This is a genomic window from Enterobacillus tribolii, assembly GCF_003363015.1.
Classification (GTDB): domain Bacteria; phylum Pseudomonadota; class Gammaproteobacteria; order Enterobacterales; family Enterobacteriaceae; genus Enterobacillus; species Enterobacillus tribolii.
Genome location: NZ_QRAP01000018.1, coordinates 1 through 14,455 on the forward strand (window position 1 = coordinate 1; position 14,455 = coordinate 14,455).

Annotated in this window: 13 protein-coding genes; 1 reads left to right on the top strand and 12 read right to left on the bottom strand. The window is 59.9% G+C overall.

Going from position 1 to position 14,455, the window contains the following annotated elements:
- Positions 1-217 precede the first annotated feature (217 nt).
- From fdhF to C8D90_RS21355, 12 genes are all read right to left on the bottom strand, one after another.
- Positions 218-2,362, bottom strand: a complete 2,145-nt coding sequence (gene fdhF / locus C8D90_RS21300) for a formate dehydrogenase subunit alpha (RefSeq protein WP_115460498.1) — start codon at positions 2,360-2,362, stop codon at positions 218-220.
- 231 nt (positions 2,363-2,593) lie between these two features.
- Positions 2,594-3,085 carry a hydrogenase maturation peptidase HycI gene (gene hycI / locus C8D90_RS21305; protein WP_376744997.1) on the bottom strand — a complete coding sequence of 164 codons (492 nt, stop codon included), beginning with the start codon at positions 3,083-3,085 and terminating at the stop codon, positions 2,594-2,596.
- Positions 3,082-3,495, bottom strand: a complete 414-nt coding sequence (locus C8D90_RS21310; RefSeq protein ID WP_115460469.1) for a formate hydrogenlyase maturation HycH family protein — start codon at positions 3,493-3,495, stop codon at positions 3,082-3,084. Before C8D90_RS21310 ends, hycI begins: the two co-directional genes overlap by 4 nt.
- On the bottom strand, positions 3,488-4,270 hold the full coding sequence (locus C8D90_RS21315) for an NADH-quinone oxidoreductase subunit B family protein (protein WP_115460470.1): 783 nt from the start codon (positions 4,268-4,270) through the stop codon (positions 3,488-3,490). Before C8D90_RS21315 ends, C8D90_RS21310 begins: the two co-directional genes overlap by 8 nt.
- A complete protein-coding gene (gene hyfH / locus C8D90_RS21320) occupies positions 4,267-4,818 on the bottom strand; it encodes a hydrogenase 4 subunit H (protein WP_115460471.1) in 552 nt (183 codons plus the stop codon). Before hyfH ends, C8D90_RS21315 begins: the two co-directional genes overlap by 4 nt.
- 10 nt (positions 4,819-4,828) lie before the next feature.
- A complete protein-coding gene (locus C8D90_RS21325; RefSeq protein WP_115460472.1) occupies positions 4,829-6,565 on the bottom strand; it encodes a hydrogenase large subunit in 1,737 nt (578 codons plus the stop codon).
- Between the two features lies 1 nt (position 6,566).
- Positions 6,567-8,147, bottom strand: a complete 1,581-nt coding sequence (locus C8D90_RS21330) for a hydrogenase 4 subunit F (RefSeq protein ID WP_115460473.1) — start codon at positions 8,145-8,147, stop codon at positions 6,567-6,569.
- Between the two features lie 4 nt (positions 8,148-8,151).
- Entirely contained in the window at positions 8,152-8,802 is a 651-nt protein-coding gene (gene hyfE, locus C8D90_RS21335; RefSeq protein ID WP_115460474.1) for a hydrogenase 4 membrane subunit, read from the bottom strand.
- 13 nt (positions 8,803-8,815) lie between these two features.
- Entirely contained in the window at positions 8,816-10,273 is a 1,458-nt protein-coding gene (locus C8D90_RS21340) for a hydrogenase 4 subunit D (protein WP_115460475.1), read from the bottom strand.
- A gap of 18 nt (positions 10,274-10,291) precedes the next feature.
- A complete protein-coding gene (locus C8D90_RS21345; RefSeq protein ID WP_115460476.1) occupies positions 10,292-11,242 on the bottom strand; it encodes a respiratory chain complex I subunit 1 family protein in 951 nt (316 codons plus the stop codon).
- 11 nt (positions 11,243-11,253) lie between these two features.
- Positions 11,254-13,272 (bottom strand): hydrogenase 4 subunit B, encoded by a 2,019-nt coding sequence (hyfB, locus tag C8D90_RS21350; protein WP_115460477.1) that lies wholly within the window; start codon positions 13,270-13,272, stop codon positions 11,254-11,256.
- The gene (locus C8D90_RS21355; protein WP_115460478.1) at positions 13,272-13,892 is read right to left on the bottom strand and encodes a 4Fe-4S dicluster domain-containing protein; all 621 of its coding nucleotides are present in this window, start codon (positions 13,890-13,892) and stop codon (positions 13,272-13,274) included. Before C8D90_RS21355 ends, hyfB begins: the two co-directional genes overlap by 1 nt.
- A 313-nt stretch (positions 13,893-14,205) precedes the next feature.
- Here C8D90_RS21355 and C8D90_RS21360 point away from each other — a divergent pair, with 313 nt between their 5' ends.
- The gene (locus C8D90_RS21360; protein ID WP_230473078.1) at positions 14,206-14,412 is read left to right on the top strand and encodes a hypothetical protein; all 207 of its coding nucleotides are present in this window, start codon (positions 14,206-14,208) and stop codon (positions 14,410-14,412) included.
- The last annotated feature ends 43 nt before the right edge of the window (positions 14,413-14,455 follow it).

The window sequence follows — 14,455 nt, forward strand, 5'->3', positions numbered from 1 at the left end:
ATTCTGTTCGTCTAAACCATTTTTAATACTGGTTATACGGCGACTTGCCGGTTTACCGTCTCTTATTTCTTTTTTACGCCACAGATAAAAATAACGAAGATTAAGAACTCTCCCGGTTTTATCGGGATGGCATCCCCTGCCCTGAGAAGAAAATTGCGGTCAAAAAAATCGGGCCGCCCGCAGGCAGCCCGATGCTGTATCAATCAACGCGGCGTTATCAGCCTTCCGCTGTTTCCCGCAGGCGTTGTTTGATCTTATTGTACTCCGTCACCACGTAATGTTCGGCCTGACGCTGATCCTTAATCGGCTCCAGCCGCACCGCGCAGTACTTGTACTCCGGCGTCTTGGTTATCGGGCTGAGGTTTTCCGCCACCAGCTCGTTACATGCACCGATCCACCACTGATACGTCATATACACCGCGCCTTGGTTGGGGCGATCGCTGACGTTGGCCCGGCTGATCACCTTGCCCTGACGGGAACAGATCCAGACCAGTTCCTGATCGACGATACCCTGACGCGCCGCATCCTCCGTGTTGATCTGCACAAACCCCGGCTCATCGGCCAGCGCCGCCAGCGCCTTACAGTTACCGGTCATGGAACGGCAGGAGTAATGCCCCACCTCACGTACGGTTGACAGCACCATCGGGAACTCATCGCTGACCTGATCGATGGGCGGCGCCCAGTCACAGGTGAAGAACTCCCCTTTTCCGCCGGCGCGATCGAAAATGCCGCCGTTGTACAGGTACTGCGTCCCCGGATGATCTTCCGTCGGACACGGCCACTGGATGTAGCCCAAATCCGCCATTTTCTCGTAGGTCGCGCCGTAGTAGATCGGGCACACACCGCGCAGTTCATCCCAGATTTCCTGCGTATTTTCGTAGTGCATCGGGTAGCCCATCGCCGTAGACATCAGGCTGATGATCTGCCAGTCGGTCTTCACGTCGCCCACCGGCTCCACCGCTTTGTAGAAGCGCTGGAAGCCACGGTCGGCAGCGGTATAGACGCCCTCATGCTCTCCCCATGACGTCGCAGGGAAAACCACGTCGGCAATCGACGCAGTCTTGGTCATGAAGATATCCTGAACGATCAGCAGTTCCAGCTTCTCGAAGGTGCGGCGAATGGTTGCCAGATCCGGCTCAGTTTGCAGCGGATCTTCGCCCATGACGTAGTGCGCCTTCAGCTTGCCGTGCTCGATGTTATGCGGCACTTCACTGAGCGCATAGCCGATCTCTTCCGGCATGGCGTCAATGCCCCATGCTTTGGCGAAACGCGCACGCGCCACCGGATCGGTAACGTTGTCATACCCCGGCAGGGTGTTGGGCAACGCCCCCATGTCGCAGGCGCCCTGTACGTTGTTCTGGCCGCGCACCGGGTTAACCCCGACGTTGGGCTTGCCCAGGTTACCGGTCAGCAGCGCCAGGCTGGTGAGCGAACGCACGGTTTCCACGCCCTGATAGAACTGGGTCACGCCCATGCCCCACAGAATGGTAGCCGTCGGCGCCGACGCATACATACGCGCGGTTTCGCGGATCTGTTGCGCGCTCAGCCCGGTGATGGCCTCCACCGACTCCGGGGTATATTTCGCGACGATGTCGCGGTATGCCTCAAACTCCTCGGTGTGGTTTTCCACAAACGCGCTGTCGTACAGGCCTTCCGTGATCATTACGTTAGCCAGCGCGTTCAGCAACGCGATGTTGGAGCCGTTTTTCAGCGGCAGGTGAATATCGGCGATGCGCGCAGTTTCGATATAGCGCGGATCGCACACGATGATCTTCGCCCCCTTCTCTTTCGCCTTAATGATGCGGCGGGCGACAATGGGGTGAGAGTCCGCGGCGTTATAACCGAAGACAAAAATACATTGGGTATCCTCAATCTCAACGATTGAGTTACTCATGGCGCCGTTACCGACCGATCGCTGCAGACCTGCAACCGAAGGGCCGTGTCAGACACGTGCGCAGCAGTCGACGTTGTTGGTGCCAATCGCCGCGCGCGCAAATTTCTGCATGATGTAGTTGGCTTCATTGCCCGGACCACGGGATGAACCGGTGGTCATGATGGCATTGGGGCCATATTTCTCTTTTATCGCCTTCAGACGGGAGCTGGCGAACTCAATGGCCTCCTCCCAGGAAACCGACTCCAGCTTGCCGCCGCGCTCGCGGCGAATCATGGGGCTTTTCAGGCGTGGGGTCAGGATTTTGGTGTCATGGACGAAGTCCCAGCCGTAATACCCTTTCAGGCACAGCTCACCCTGGTTGGTCACGCCGTCAGCGCCTTCGGCCCTGACGATTCTGCCGTTATCCACCACCAGGTTGATTTTGCAACCTGAGGCGCAGTACGGGCAGACCGTGATGACTTTTTTCATCAACATTGCTCCTATCATTGCCAAAGCTGAGAAACGCGGTTCCCGGCTCTTTTTTATCAATTGCCGGCATCCGGCTGATATCACCCCTGATTCTATGCAGGGTTTATGCCAGTAATCGGCGATTACGGTAGCCGGAGGTAATTCATTGAACTATAAAGTCTCCGGCTACGGGATGAGGCAGGTCAAACATCTGTGTCGGCACCGTTCGACATTTTTGTCGAACACGCCGCATCACGGCGCATCCGCCTCCAGCAACGCAAAACCGCCGCAGCCTTCCCAGCCCGGCAGGCGGTGGTAAACCGTCTCCACCGCGTGTTTGACGTTTTCCGTCATCGGGCAATAAAACGCCACGATATCCGGCTGAATCCCCAAAAAAATAACCTCCGGGATGTCTTCTTTAAGCTGATCGATCAGAAAGTTAAGCGGCATGTTATGCGTGCTCATGATAAACATCTCCGCAATATCATCCGGATTGATAATACGAATCTCCCCGGGCTGCAGCGCCATGTCGGCCGCATCGACGATCAGCACCCTGCGCGGTTTCAGCGCCCGTACCTGATGCGCTACGTTTTCCGGCGCAGAGCCGCCGTTAATCGCCATCCAGCCCGCCACCGGGCCGGCCTCCATCATCTCCGCCAGTAACGGCCCGGCGCCGTCGTCGCCCATCATGTTGTTGCCGACCGCCAGTACCACGTCCGGGACGGAATTTATCATTTCGCTCATGCCACTTTTCTCACAATGAGATAGATCGCCGGTTCCCTCTCAATTTCGCCCAGCAGACGTATCAGCGTTTCGCTCCACTCACGGAAAGGTTCCGGCTGCCCCGGCGCGCACAGCGGCGCCAGCGCGTTAGCCAGCAGGCTGGTGTGGGTGGAGTCGATGGTAATTTCGCCGAAGGTCAGCAGGCCGCGCAGCTTACGCCGCGCTTCGCCCTCCGGTAACAGCTCAAGCCACGCCGGGTAGTGCTCCAGCGTGCAGGTCAGCTCATTTTTCAGGCAGTCGATCACCCCGACGTGATGACCAATCGCCAGCGAGTAATACATCACCTGCTGCGCCTGCGCTGGCATATCGTCGTCGCTGTCGAGGAATTTCTGCCGCAGCGACCAGAAAATAACTTTTCCGTCCTCACGCATACGCCGTTCCTCCCTGCAACAGGCGCATCAGGCAGTGAACGATTTCACGCAGGCGCGGATCGTCAGCCTGCTTCAGCCAATCATCCAGTTTTCCGGCGGCGGCATTGGCGTCAACGCCGTCCAGCAGGGAAAGGAAACGATCGCTGATTTCCCGCCCCTGACGGTATCCCGCCAGCCGGCGCGCTTCGCGCTCAATCAGCGTACGGGTGGCAAGCGGGATGGAGGGCAGCAGCAGCGCCGCACGCTCGCCCTGCGCCTGCACGTGGTTCTCCCCTTTCAGCTTCTGCTCCAGCAGCCCCAGCGCCACGGCAAAGCCGTGAATAGTGGCCGCCGGCGTCGGCGGACAACCGGGGATCCAGACGTCGATGGGAACGATACTTTCGCTGCCGCCCCATACGCAGTAAAGATCGTGGAAGATCCCCCCGCCACAGCCGCAGGCGCCGTAGGAGATGCAGATTTTCGGGTCCGGCGCCGACTCATAGGCACGCAGCGCCGGCGTTCGCATCGCGCGGGTTACTGCGCCGGTGAACAACAGGATATCGGCATGACGCGGAGAGGCAACGACCTTGATCCCGAAGCGTTCAGCGTCGAACAGCGGCGTAATGGCGGCAAAAATCTCGATCTCGCAGCCGTTACAGCCGCCGCAGTCCACGCGGTAAACATAGGCGGAGCGCTGAATATCCTTCAGCAGTTTTCCCTTCAGCTCCACCGCCTGAGCATCCAGCGTTATCGGCTGGCTGACGTGATGATTTACCTTGATTTCCGGCAGGCTCATTGACGTTTCTCCCCTACGTGATAGCTGAGGTTCATACGGCCATGGTGATGCAGGTTGTCTTTACGCTTGCAGTCCGGACAGGTCTCGAACTGCGGCCGCATCGCCTCTACGCTGGCTTCGTCCACGCCGGAATGCGCCAGCAACGCCATCGCGTACGCCACCGATTTATCCGTCGTGAACGGCTGCCCGCAGGTGCGACAGTTAAGCAGGGTAAACGTGGCGCGGGTGTAGAGATCCGGCTTATTCGTCACCGCCAGCTCGAACTCTTCCGACAGCACGATCGCCCGCGTCGGGCAAACCTCTTCACAGCGGCCGCAGAAAATGCAGCGGCCAAGGAACAGTTGCCAGGTACGGCTGCCGGCCGCTTCGTCGGTTTCCATCGTCAGCGCGTTGGCCGGGCAGGCGACGGTACAGGCGCCGCAGGCGATGCACTGCCGGGCGTCGTACTCCGGTTTGCCGCGAAAACCCGGCGTGACGTCCAGCGGTTTAAAGGGGTACTTAACCGTGGCTTCACCCGCTTTCAGGATGGTTTTAAACAGTTTCAGCATGGTTCATCCCTCACTTGAGCGGCGAATTTTTACGTTCGATGCCATAGCGCTCGATTTCCTTGTACGCCACCGTCTTAGACTGGCGTTTGCGCACATCCACCAGCGTCACGCGGTCGGTACAGGAGTAGCAGGGATCGAGGCTGCCGATGATCAGCGGCGCGTCGGACACCGTATTACCGCGCAGCATATAGCGCAGCACCGGCCAGTTGGCGTAGGTGGCCGCCCGGCAGCGCCAGCGGAACAGCTTCTGGTTGTCGCCCAGCATGCTCCAGTGAACATCCTCGCCGCGCGGCGCTTCCACATAGCCCAGCGCAAATTTGTGCGGCCGGTAGGTAAAACCTTCGGTCAGCAGCGGGCCTTCCGGCAGATTGTCCAGCGCGTATTCGATCATCGCCATTGAGTCCAGCGTCTCCTGCACCCGTACCATCACGCGCGAGTAAACGTCGCAGCCGTCAAGGGAGAACAGGGTCTTCGGCAGCGCGCCGTAGTTGGTGTACGGGTGATCGAAACGCAAGTCGCGGGCAAAGCCGCTGGCGCGAATCATCGGCCCTACCGGGCTGTAATCGCGCGCGACCTTACGGTCCAGTAAACCGACGCCCCGTGTGCGCTGTTCCATGTTCGGCGTACCGAGCAGAATTTCCACCAGTTGCGTTACGTCTTCACGCATCTCTTTGATCAATTGGATGGTTTTCACCCGCTGCTCTTTGAGGATGTCGCGGCGTACGCCGCCGATCAGGTTGAGACCGTAGGTTTTACGCGAGCCAGTCAGCAGTTCCGCCATGGTCATCGATTTCTCACGCACGCGGAAAAACTGCATAAAGCCGGTGTCGAAGCCGACAAAGTGGCTGGACAGCCCGATGTTGAGCAGGTGGCTGTGCAAGCGCTCCACCTCCAGCAGAATACTGCGGATGGCATGCGCGCGCGGCGGCACGTAAATGCCGAGCGCGTTTTCCACCGACGTGGTGTACGCCACGCTGTGTGCAAAGCCGCAGATGCCGCACACGCGGTCGGACAGAAAAGTGACTTCGTTGTACCCCATGCGGGTTTCCGCTAGCTTCTCCATGCCGCGATGTACGTAAAACAGGCGATAATCCGCGTCCACGATTTGCTCGCCGTCAACGAACAGGCGGAAGTGGCCCGGTTCGTCGGATGTGATGTGCATCGGGCCAATCGGCACCACGCGCGCCTCGCTGCTGCCGGCGTTTTCAAACTTGTAGGTTTCAGTGTCGGTGGTCGGCGCCGGGCGCTGACGGTAATCCATGGTGTCTTTGCGCAGCGGGTGAAGATCGTCCGGCCAGTCATCCGGCAATACCAGGCGGCGCTCGTCCGGCAGACCAACCGGGATCAGGCCGTACATGTCGCGCACCTCGCGTTCCCCCCACACGGCGGCGGGAACGCGCGGCGTCACGGAGGGAAATTCCAGGGTAATCGGGCTGACGTGCGCCTTAACGATCACCCAGCACTTCTCGCCTTCTTCCATCGACAGCACGTAATACACGGCGAAATCGCCGGTCAGCGTACGCTCATCGTTGCCGAACAGCATCGGCAGCCAGCCGCCGAGCTGATAATAGAGATACTCCACCACCTCCGGCAGCGACTCGGTTTTGACCGTAATCGTCAGTTGGTCGGCGGTTTGCCACTCTTCATCCAGAACCGCGGCAGGAAATTTCTGGCGTACCTGGGCCAGATATCCGCGGCCCAGTTTTTCATCGCCGTTAACGGCATTAACGTGATTTTCGTAACTCACTTTATTCTCCTGACGGGGTTGTGACGGCAGCCTGACCGGCGGTGCCGGCAGCCCAGGGCCAGTTAAAGTGCGGGTTTGAATCGCCCTGGCCGTGATGTAATACAAGCGTAGCGGCGTTTTCCAGCAAGCGCGTAACCGGCTGCGGAATATGGGTGCCCATCACCAGCATAAGCACCAGCAGAATCGCCATCGGCAGCGTGGTCAGAATACCCAGCTCGCCCTTACTGACGGCCTCCGGCGCCGGGCCGAACACGGTGGCGGCCACCATGCGCACCAACCCGCCCAGCACCACGGTCAACAGCAGCAACAGAATTACGGTCAGCGCAATATGCCCCTGAGCCAGCCCGGCGACGACTGTCATAAACTCGCTGAGGAACACGTTAAACGGCGGCATACCGCCCAATGCCAGCGCACCGCCGGTCAGCAGCACCGCGGTGAACGGCGCAACCTTCAGCATTCCTTTCACCACGCCGATATCGCGCGTGCCGTACTTCAGCAGCACATTGCCGGAACCGCAGAACAGCAGGGTTTTCGCCAGGCTGTGGTTCAGGGTATGCAACAGCGCCGCCAGCACGCCCAACGGCCCGCCGATACCCAGCGCCACCGCGATAAGGCCCATATTCTCTACGCTGGAATAGGCCAGCAGGCGCTTGATGTCCCGCTGTACCAGGATAAAGAAAGCCGCCACCGCCACGGAAAGCATGCCGAATACCAGCAGCAGCGTGTCAGGGAAATAACTGCCGATCGCGGTGCTGATAATCACGTAATAACGCAGGATCACCAGCAGCGCGCAGTTCAGCAACACCGCCGACAACAGGGCGCTGACCGGGCTGGGCGCTTCACTGTGCGCGTCAGGCAGCCAGGCATGCATCGGGAACAGGCCGGTTTTGGTGCCGAAACCGATCAGCACGAAAACGAACGCCAGATGCATCAGGGTTGAATCAAGCATCGACGCGTGCTTCAGCACTTCTGTCCAGAAAATGGCGTCCGCGGCGTTTGGCAGTACGTTGGCGGCGTTGGCATAGACCAGAATGGTGCCGAACAGGCCGAAAGCCACGCCCACGGTACAGATGACAATGTACTTCCACGCGGCTTCCAGCGACGAACGCTGACCGTAGATCCCCACCAGGAACGCGGAGCTGAGGGTGGTGGCTTCAATCGCCGCCCACATCATAATCAGGTTGTTGCTGGTCACCACCAACAACATGGTGAACAGGAACAGGTGGAAGAAGCCGTAGTAGTTACACAGCGTCGGCAGCGAAATTTCCCCCTCGTCCACCTCATGGCGCATATAGCCCACGGAGTACAACCCGGTGAGGAAGCCGACAATCCCGAGGATCGCTAGGAACAGCGCGCCCAGGCTGTCAATGTGCAGCCACTGCTGCATCGCCAGGATGTCGCCCTGCGTACAGACCAGCGACACCACCCACAGTGATTCCGCCAACAGCGCAACGATGCCGACAACGTGCAGCAACGTCACCACCGCACGCGCGGCGCCGCCCAGCAGGCGGCAGGCGAAGCTCAGCAGGGCAAAGACCAGCGGCGTCAGCAATAACAACGAAAGTATGGTCGTGTGACTCATCCCCTTACCCCTTCAGCGCGGTCAGTTGTTCAACGCTCAGCGTATTGAGCGTGCGGTAAATCTTGCGGGCCAGAACGGCCATCACGATCACCGCGAAGATAGCGTCGGTGGCGATGCCGATCTCCACCAGCTCCGGCGCACGGTTAGCCAGCAACGCCAGCGTCAGGTGCGAACCGTTTTCCATCAGGCAATAGCCGAACACCTGCTTGAGAATGTTGCGCTGCGTGACGATGCACAGCAGGCCGAGCAAGAAATGGCCCAGCGAAACGGCAAGCGCCGGTTTCAGCGTCGCCACCAGCGGCACATTCACCGGCTCCACCACAAACCCGCACAGCACCACAATCACCGCGGCGGCGATCATCAGCCCGACGGGGCCGATCAGGCTGCCGTCGGCGGACGGGTCGGCCATACGGCGAAAGGCATACCCCATAATCACCGGCACCAGCACCACCTTGGTGATAAAGGCGCTCACGGCCCACATCGACAGTTGATGCGCCCCCAGCGTCTGACCAAGGGTAACGAAGATCAGCACCAGCACCAGCGACTGCAAGGCATACAGCCAGCAGGACGCGATGGGGCGTTTGACGCCGATCACCAGCAGCGAGGTGATCATCATCAGCCCCGCAAGATTATTGACGATAAGCGATCCGGTCATAATCAATCCCCCCTTATCCGAGCCAGGCTACGGCAATCACGCTGGAACACAGCGACATCACCACCAGAACGATCAGCACCAGGCGCATCGCCGCCGGCACCGGGCCGGCCTGCGCCACCTCTTCACTGGGCTGACCGGGGATCACCCGTCCGAACCAGTAGATAAACCAGGCGAAGCTGGCGACCGACTCAATCAGCACCAGCACCATCAGCGGCGTCATCACCCAGAACTCATGGGAGAGCGCGAAACCGGCGGCAAAAATGGGGAACTTGCTGAAGAAGCCGTTGAACGGCGGCACGCCGGTAATCGCCAGCGCCGCCACGCAGAAGCCGATGCCCAGCAGCGGCATCTTGCTCAACACGCCGCGCAGGCGCGGCAACATGCGGGTGCCGCAACTGTAGCTGAGGGCGCCGGCCACCAGGAAGAACAGACTCTTGGCAAACGCATGGTTGAAGATATACGCCACGCCGCCGTCAAACGCTTCGCGCGAACCGAACACCGCCATCGACAGCGCCAGAAAAATGTAAGAAAGCTGCGTAATGGTGGACCACGCCAGCAGACGCTTCATGTCCTTCTGCGGCAGGTACATCAGGAAGCCGTAAATCATCGTAATCACCGCCATCACGATGCCGATCCAGCCGATGATGTGCGGCACGTTCCCCGACTCCAGGATCGCACGGGCAAAGATGTACACCCCGACCTTCACCATGGACGCAGCGTGTAAGTAAGCGCTCACGGGAGTAGGCGCTTCCATCGCGTCGGGCAGCCAGGCCTGCAACGGCAACTGAGCCGATTTCCCCCAGGCTGCGAACAGGATACCGCCGAATACGATCAGCGCCGGCGTGCCGCTGAGCTGCGCCAGCGCGCTCAGGGCGAAAGTGCCGGTGGTCAGGAACAGGGTCGCCGCCGCCAGATACAGACCAATCGACGCCACGTGCGTAATCAGCAGCGCCTTCATCGCGGAGCGCTGCGACTTCGGCGTCTGGTAATAGCCGATCAACCCCCAGGAACAGCCGCCGGTAATTTCGAAAAACAACAGTTGCCCCAGAATGGTGGATGACATCACCAGCCCCGCCATCGCGCCGATAAACACCAACAGGAAGGCATAATACCGATTGCCGCCCTCATGGGGATGTTCGCGGTTGCCGGCGGTCAGATAACCGGTCGAGTAAAGACTCACTAACAGGCCAAGAAAGACCACCGCAAAAACAATCAGCGTGCTGATGCGATCAAAGGTGAACCCGAACAACGCCACGTCGCCGTAGCTCAGCAGCGTGACGGTTACATCGGCCTTGCCATGGGCCAGGAATCCCCAGCCCATCAGCACGGTGCCCAGCGTCGCCAGCAACGCGAAGAACGTGGCGAGCCACTTCGCCATGCGCTGCGGCAGGCACGCCGTTAACAGCGCGCCGATGAACGGCAGCAACAGGGTCGCTAACGCCGTTGTGGTCATAAAGGATGAATTTTCCATAATGGTTTTCCAGGCTCCTTACAGACCGGTCAGGTAAAACACGAAGGCCAGCGCCGCAACGCCGAAGCCCAGCCAGGTAACACGGTGGGTCAGCAGGAAGCGCCCGCGCGCCAGGCTGTTTTCCACCAGCGAGGCGATCACGAACACCACCAGCAGCTTCACCAGCATGATCCCCAGCGCCGGAAGCAACGCGGCAAACGTCAGCTCAGATGCCTTGCCGAACGGGATAAACACCGCCAGAAACAGTTCGGCCACCACCACCTGCTTGAGGCCGATCCCCCACTTCACCAACGCCAGGCCGGAGCCGGAATATTCGGTCAGCGGGCCTTCCTGCAGCTCCTGTTCCGCCTCCGCTACGTCAAACGGAATTTTGCCCATCTCGATAAAGGCGGCAAAACCACAGGCCACCAGCGCCAGCAGGGTCGCGGTCGGCGATGCCCAGCCGTCGGTCAGTACAGCGCTGATCGTGCCGATATTGGTGGAACCGGCAATCAGCGCCACCACCAGCAATGCCAGGATCAGCGTCGGCTCCACCAGTACGCCCAGCGTCAGCTCGCGGCTGGCGCCGATGCCGGCGAAGGGGCTGCCGGTATCCAGCCCGGAGAGGGAAAAGAAGAAGCGAAACAGCGCGAACAGGTACAACAGCGTAATCAGGTCTCCCGCGCCGCCGAACGGCGAGGTGCGGGTGAATACCGGCAGCGTCATCGCCACCAGCAACATGCTGCCCAGCAAAACGTAAGGCATCACGCGGAACACCGCGCCGGACTGCGCCGGCGCCACTTCCTGGCGCTTCAGCAGCTTGAAGATATCGCGGTAGTCCTGCCCGATCCCCGGCCCGCGCCGTGAGTGCATACGGGCGCGGATCTGGCGGGAAATGCCGGTAAACAGCGGCGTCAGCGCCAGTAAAATAACCGCCTGCGCCAGGGCAAAGAGTCCCATCATCAATGACGGCGTTTCTTGCATTGTCATGATCATTCTCCTTACACCGCGATAGCCAGCAGCAGCACGACCAGTGCGGCCACCACGTACAGGCAGTAGAGACGGAAATCCCCGCTCTGCAGGCGCTGCATCTGCGCACCAATACGCTGAACCCCGCGCACCAGCGGATAGATGATGCGCTCATCCCAGAACGGTTCCGCGGCGGCCGCGCCGGCGGTGGTGCGTTCCAGCGTCCGGCTCAGCGCCGCAGAGGGATCAAGCTGTTTGCGCATACGGTACAGCGCAGCGAACATGGCGCGCAGCGGCTGGGTAAAGCCACCGGCAGACACTGCCATCGCCTGCTCCCAGCCATACCCGCACGCCCACGGATCGCCGCGGCGGCGGAATCCGGGCTGCCCGCCTTTACGGATCAGGTAGACAGCCAGCGGCAGCAACGGCAGGGCCAGCAGCAGAATGAAGGTCAGCGCCGGCGACAGCATGGCCTGCGCGGCCTGTTGCGGCACCAGCAAGCCGCCCTGCGCGACGGTCAGTTCCTGCGCGCCGCTCAGCGAAGCGGCAACCTGCGCCAGCACCGGCGCCACCACCGAGGCGCCCGCGCCCAGCAACACGCAGAACAGGGCCAGCAGCAACATGGAAACCGTCATCGGCCAGGGGACTTCGCGGGCCTGCGCCGCTTTTTCGCTGCGCGGACCGCCGCAGAAGCTCACGCCGTAAACTTTAACGAAGCACATCGCGGCCAGCGCGCCGGTAATGGCCAGCATCACCATGGCCACCGGGCCGCTCAGGCGCATCAGGAAGTTGCCGTCATGGCTCATGGTGAACAACGACTGGTAGGTATACCACTCGCTGATAAACCCGTTGAGCGGCGGCAAGGCGGAAATAGACATACAGCCAATCAGGAAAGCCAGCGCGGTTTTGGGCATTAACTTACCCAGACCGCCCATATGCTCCATATCGCGGGTGTGGACGCGGTAAATCACCGCGCCGGCGCCGAGGAACAGCAGTCCTTTAAACACCGCGTGGTTAATCAGGTGATACAGCGCGCCGAGCAGACCCAGCGCCGCCATCACCGGATGACCGGTGGCGATGCCCGCCATACCAACGCCGACGCCCATCAGGATAATGCCGATGTTCTCTACCGTGTGCCAGGCCAGCAGGCGCTTGATATCATGCTCGGCCAGGGCGTAAAGCACGCCCAGCACCGCCGACACCGCACCAAATCCCAGCACCAGAATCCCCCACCACAGCTCCGGCGCGCCGAGCAAATCGATACCGACCTTGATGATCCCGAAGATACCGATCTTCACCATCACGCCGGACATCAGCGCCGACGCATGGGACGGCGCCGCCGGGTGAGCGCGCGGCAGCCAGCTGTGCAGCGGCAGCATCCCCGCTTTGGCGCCGAAGCCGAAAAACGCCAGCAGGAACACCACGGAGGCCATACCCGGCGACAGCGACAGTTCACGGAAAGAATCGAAGTCGAGGCTGCCGCTTTCCCGCCACATCAGGAAGAAAGCGATCATAATCAGCACGGAACCGGCATGGGCGATGAAGAAATACAGCAGCCCTGCGCTGACGGACTCGTCATCCTGCTCGGCGATCACCAGGAACCAGGAGGCCAGGGACATCATTTCGAACAGAATGATGAAATAGAACGCGTTATCCATCACCACCAGGCCGACCATCGAGGCGATGAACAGATTCATAAAGAATCCCATGCTGCCCGCGCCGCGCCCTTCGTACTCCCGCGCATAAGACAGGGAATAAAGCGCGCAAACGGTAACCAGCAGCGAAATCACCATCACCATAAACGCCGCCAGCATATCCAGGCGCACGGTAAACGCCGCGAAGGGAAACAGCCCCGGCGTCGCGAACGCCTGCGCATGGCCGCTCAGCAATACGGGAAACGCGCTGCACAGCCCAAGCACGCCGCCGATGATGGCCGTGATCCCCGCCACGTTGATCGACAACCGCTCGCGGCGCGCCAACAGCAGGGAAATCACGCCGCCGGCCACGTAAAAAATCACCGACCAAAGCAGTAACTGCAATGAAGACGCCATTATTCTCCACCTCCCTGACGGTTGGACAAGAACGCCAGATCCGGCGGCGACATCAGTACCGACTCCAGACGACGCGCCTGGCTGCTCCCATCAATGGCTTGCTCGTCCACCAGATGCAGGGCGTTGGTCGGGCAAACCCGCACGCACTCCGGCCCCTGCTCCTGAAACGAACACAGATCGCATTTCACCGCTACGGTACGTACGCCCGCATTCCAGGCCAGATAAGGGTTCGCCGCGGCATTGCTGCCCGGCTCGTCGGCCAGCATCTCTTCCGGCACATACTGCTCGTACAGCGCCGGGACATCGACGGGTTTGCTGCCGGATGGCGCAATCGCGCCGAACGGACAAACCAGCCCGCACAGCTTGCAGCCGATACACAGGCTTTCGTTGAGTACGATGGCGTTTTCGCCGTGGGTAATGGCGTTAACCGGGCAGACCCGGGCGCAGGGAGCGTCCTCACAGTGACGGCACAGCATCGGCGCCGTATGTTCCCCCGCACGCGTCACCGTCAGCCGGGGATGCGCCTGCAACCCCTGCGCCTTGTGCACCGACGTACATGCAGCCATGCAGGTATTGCACCCGATACACAACGCCGGCTCCGCAATAACAAAGCGGTTCATGTTCAGTCCTCAGATTCAGACTACGGATAGATGGATAATGCGGAACCCTAAGCAGGAAACGTGCCACATATTATTTCCTTAGCAATCAAGGGAATAACACTTAATAGGTAGAAATGTCGACACAGGGAGTAACGGTTCGACACTTTTGACGATGTATCAACGGCATAGTCGGCAGCATGATTTGCTATAGAGAAAGCCAATATCCGTTTAAGAATTGAGCATTTTCTGTAAAAAAAGAAATTCAGATGAGGGAGATAGTGTACTAAACGAGCATATGACTTTTTCTTACTGACAGGAAACGAGGAGTGTGCGTATGAGTGAGACCCATCAGTTAAAATTTGGCGCAAACGAAATGGATTTTCTCGCTGCAAGCGTCGCCTTAATGGAAGCACAGCATCGAATCGTCGACACGGGGAAAGTCACCGGAAATATGAACGACAAGCAACGCGTACAGTTCAACCGGAGCCTGGATTTTTACCGCAAAGAATACGGAAAGAAACAACAAGCGACAGTGGAATAGATCGCACTAGCGCCCATTTTTACCCCGCTCTCCGGCGGGGACT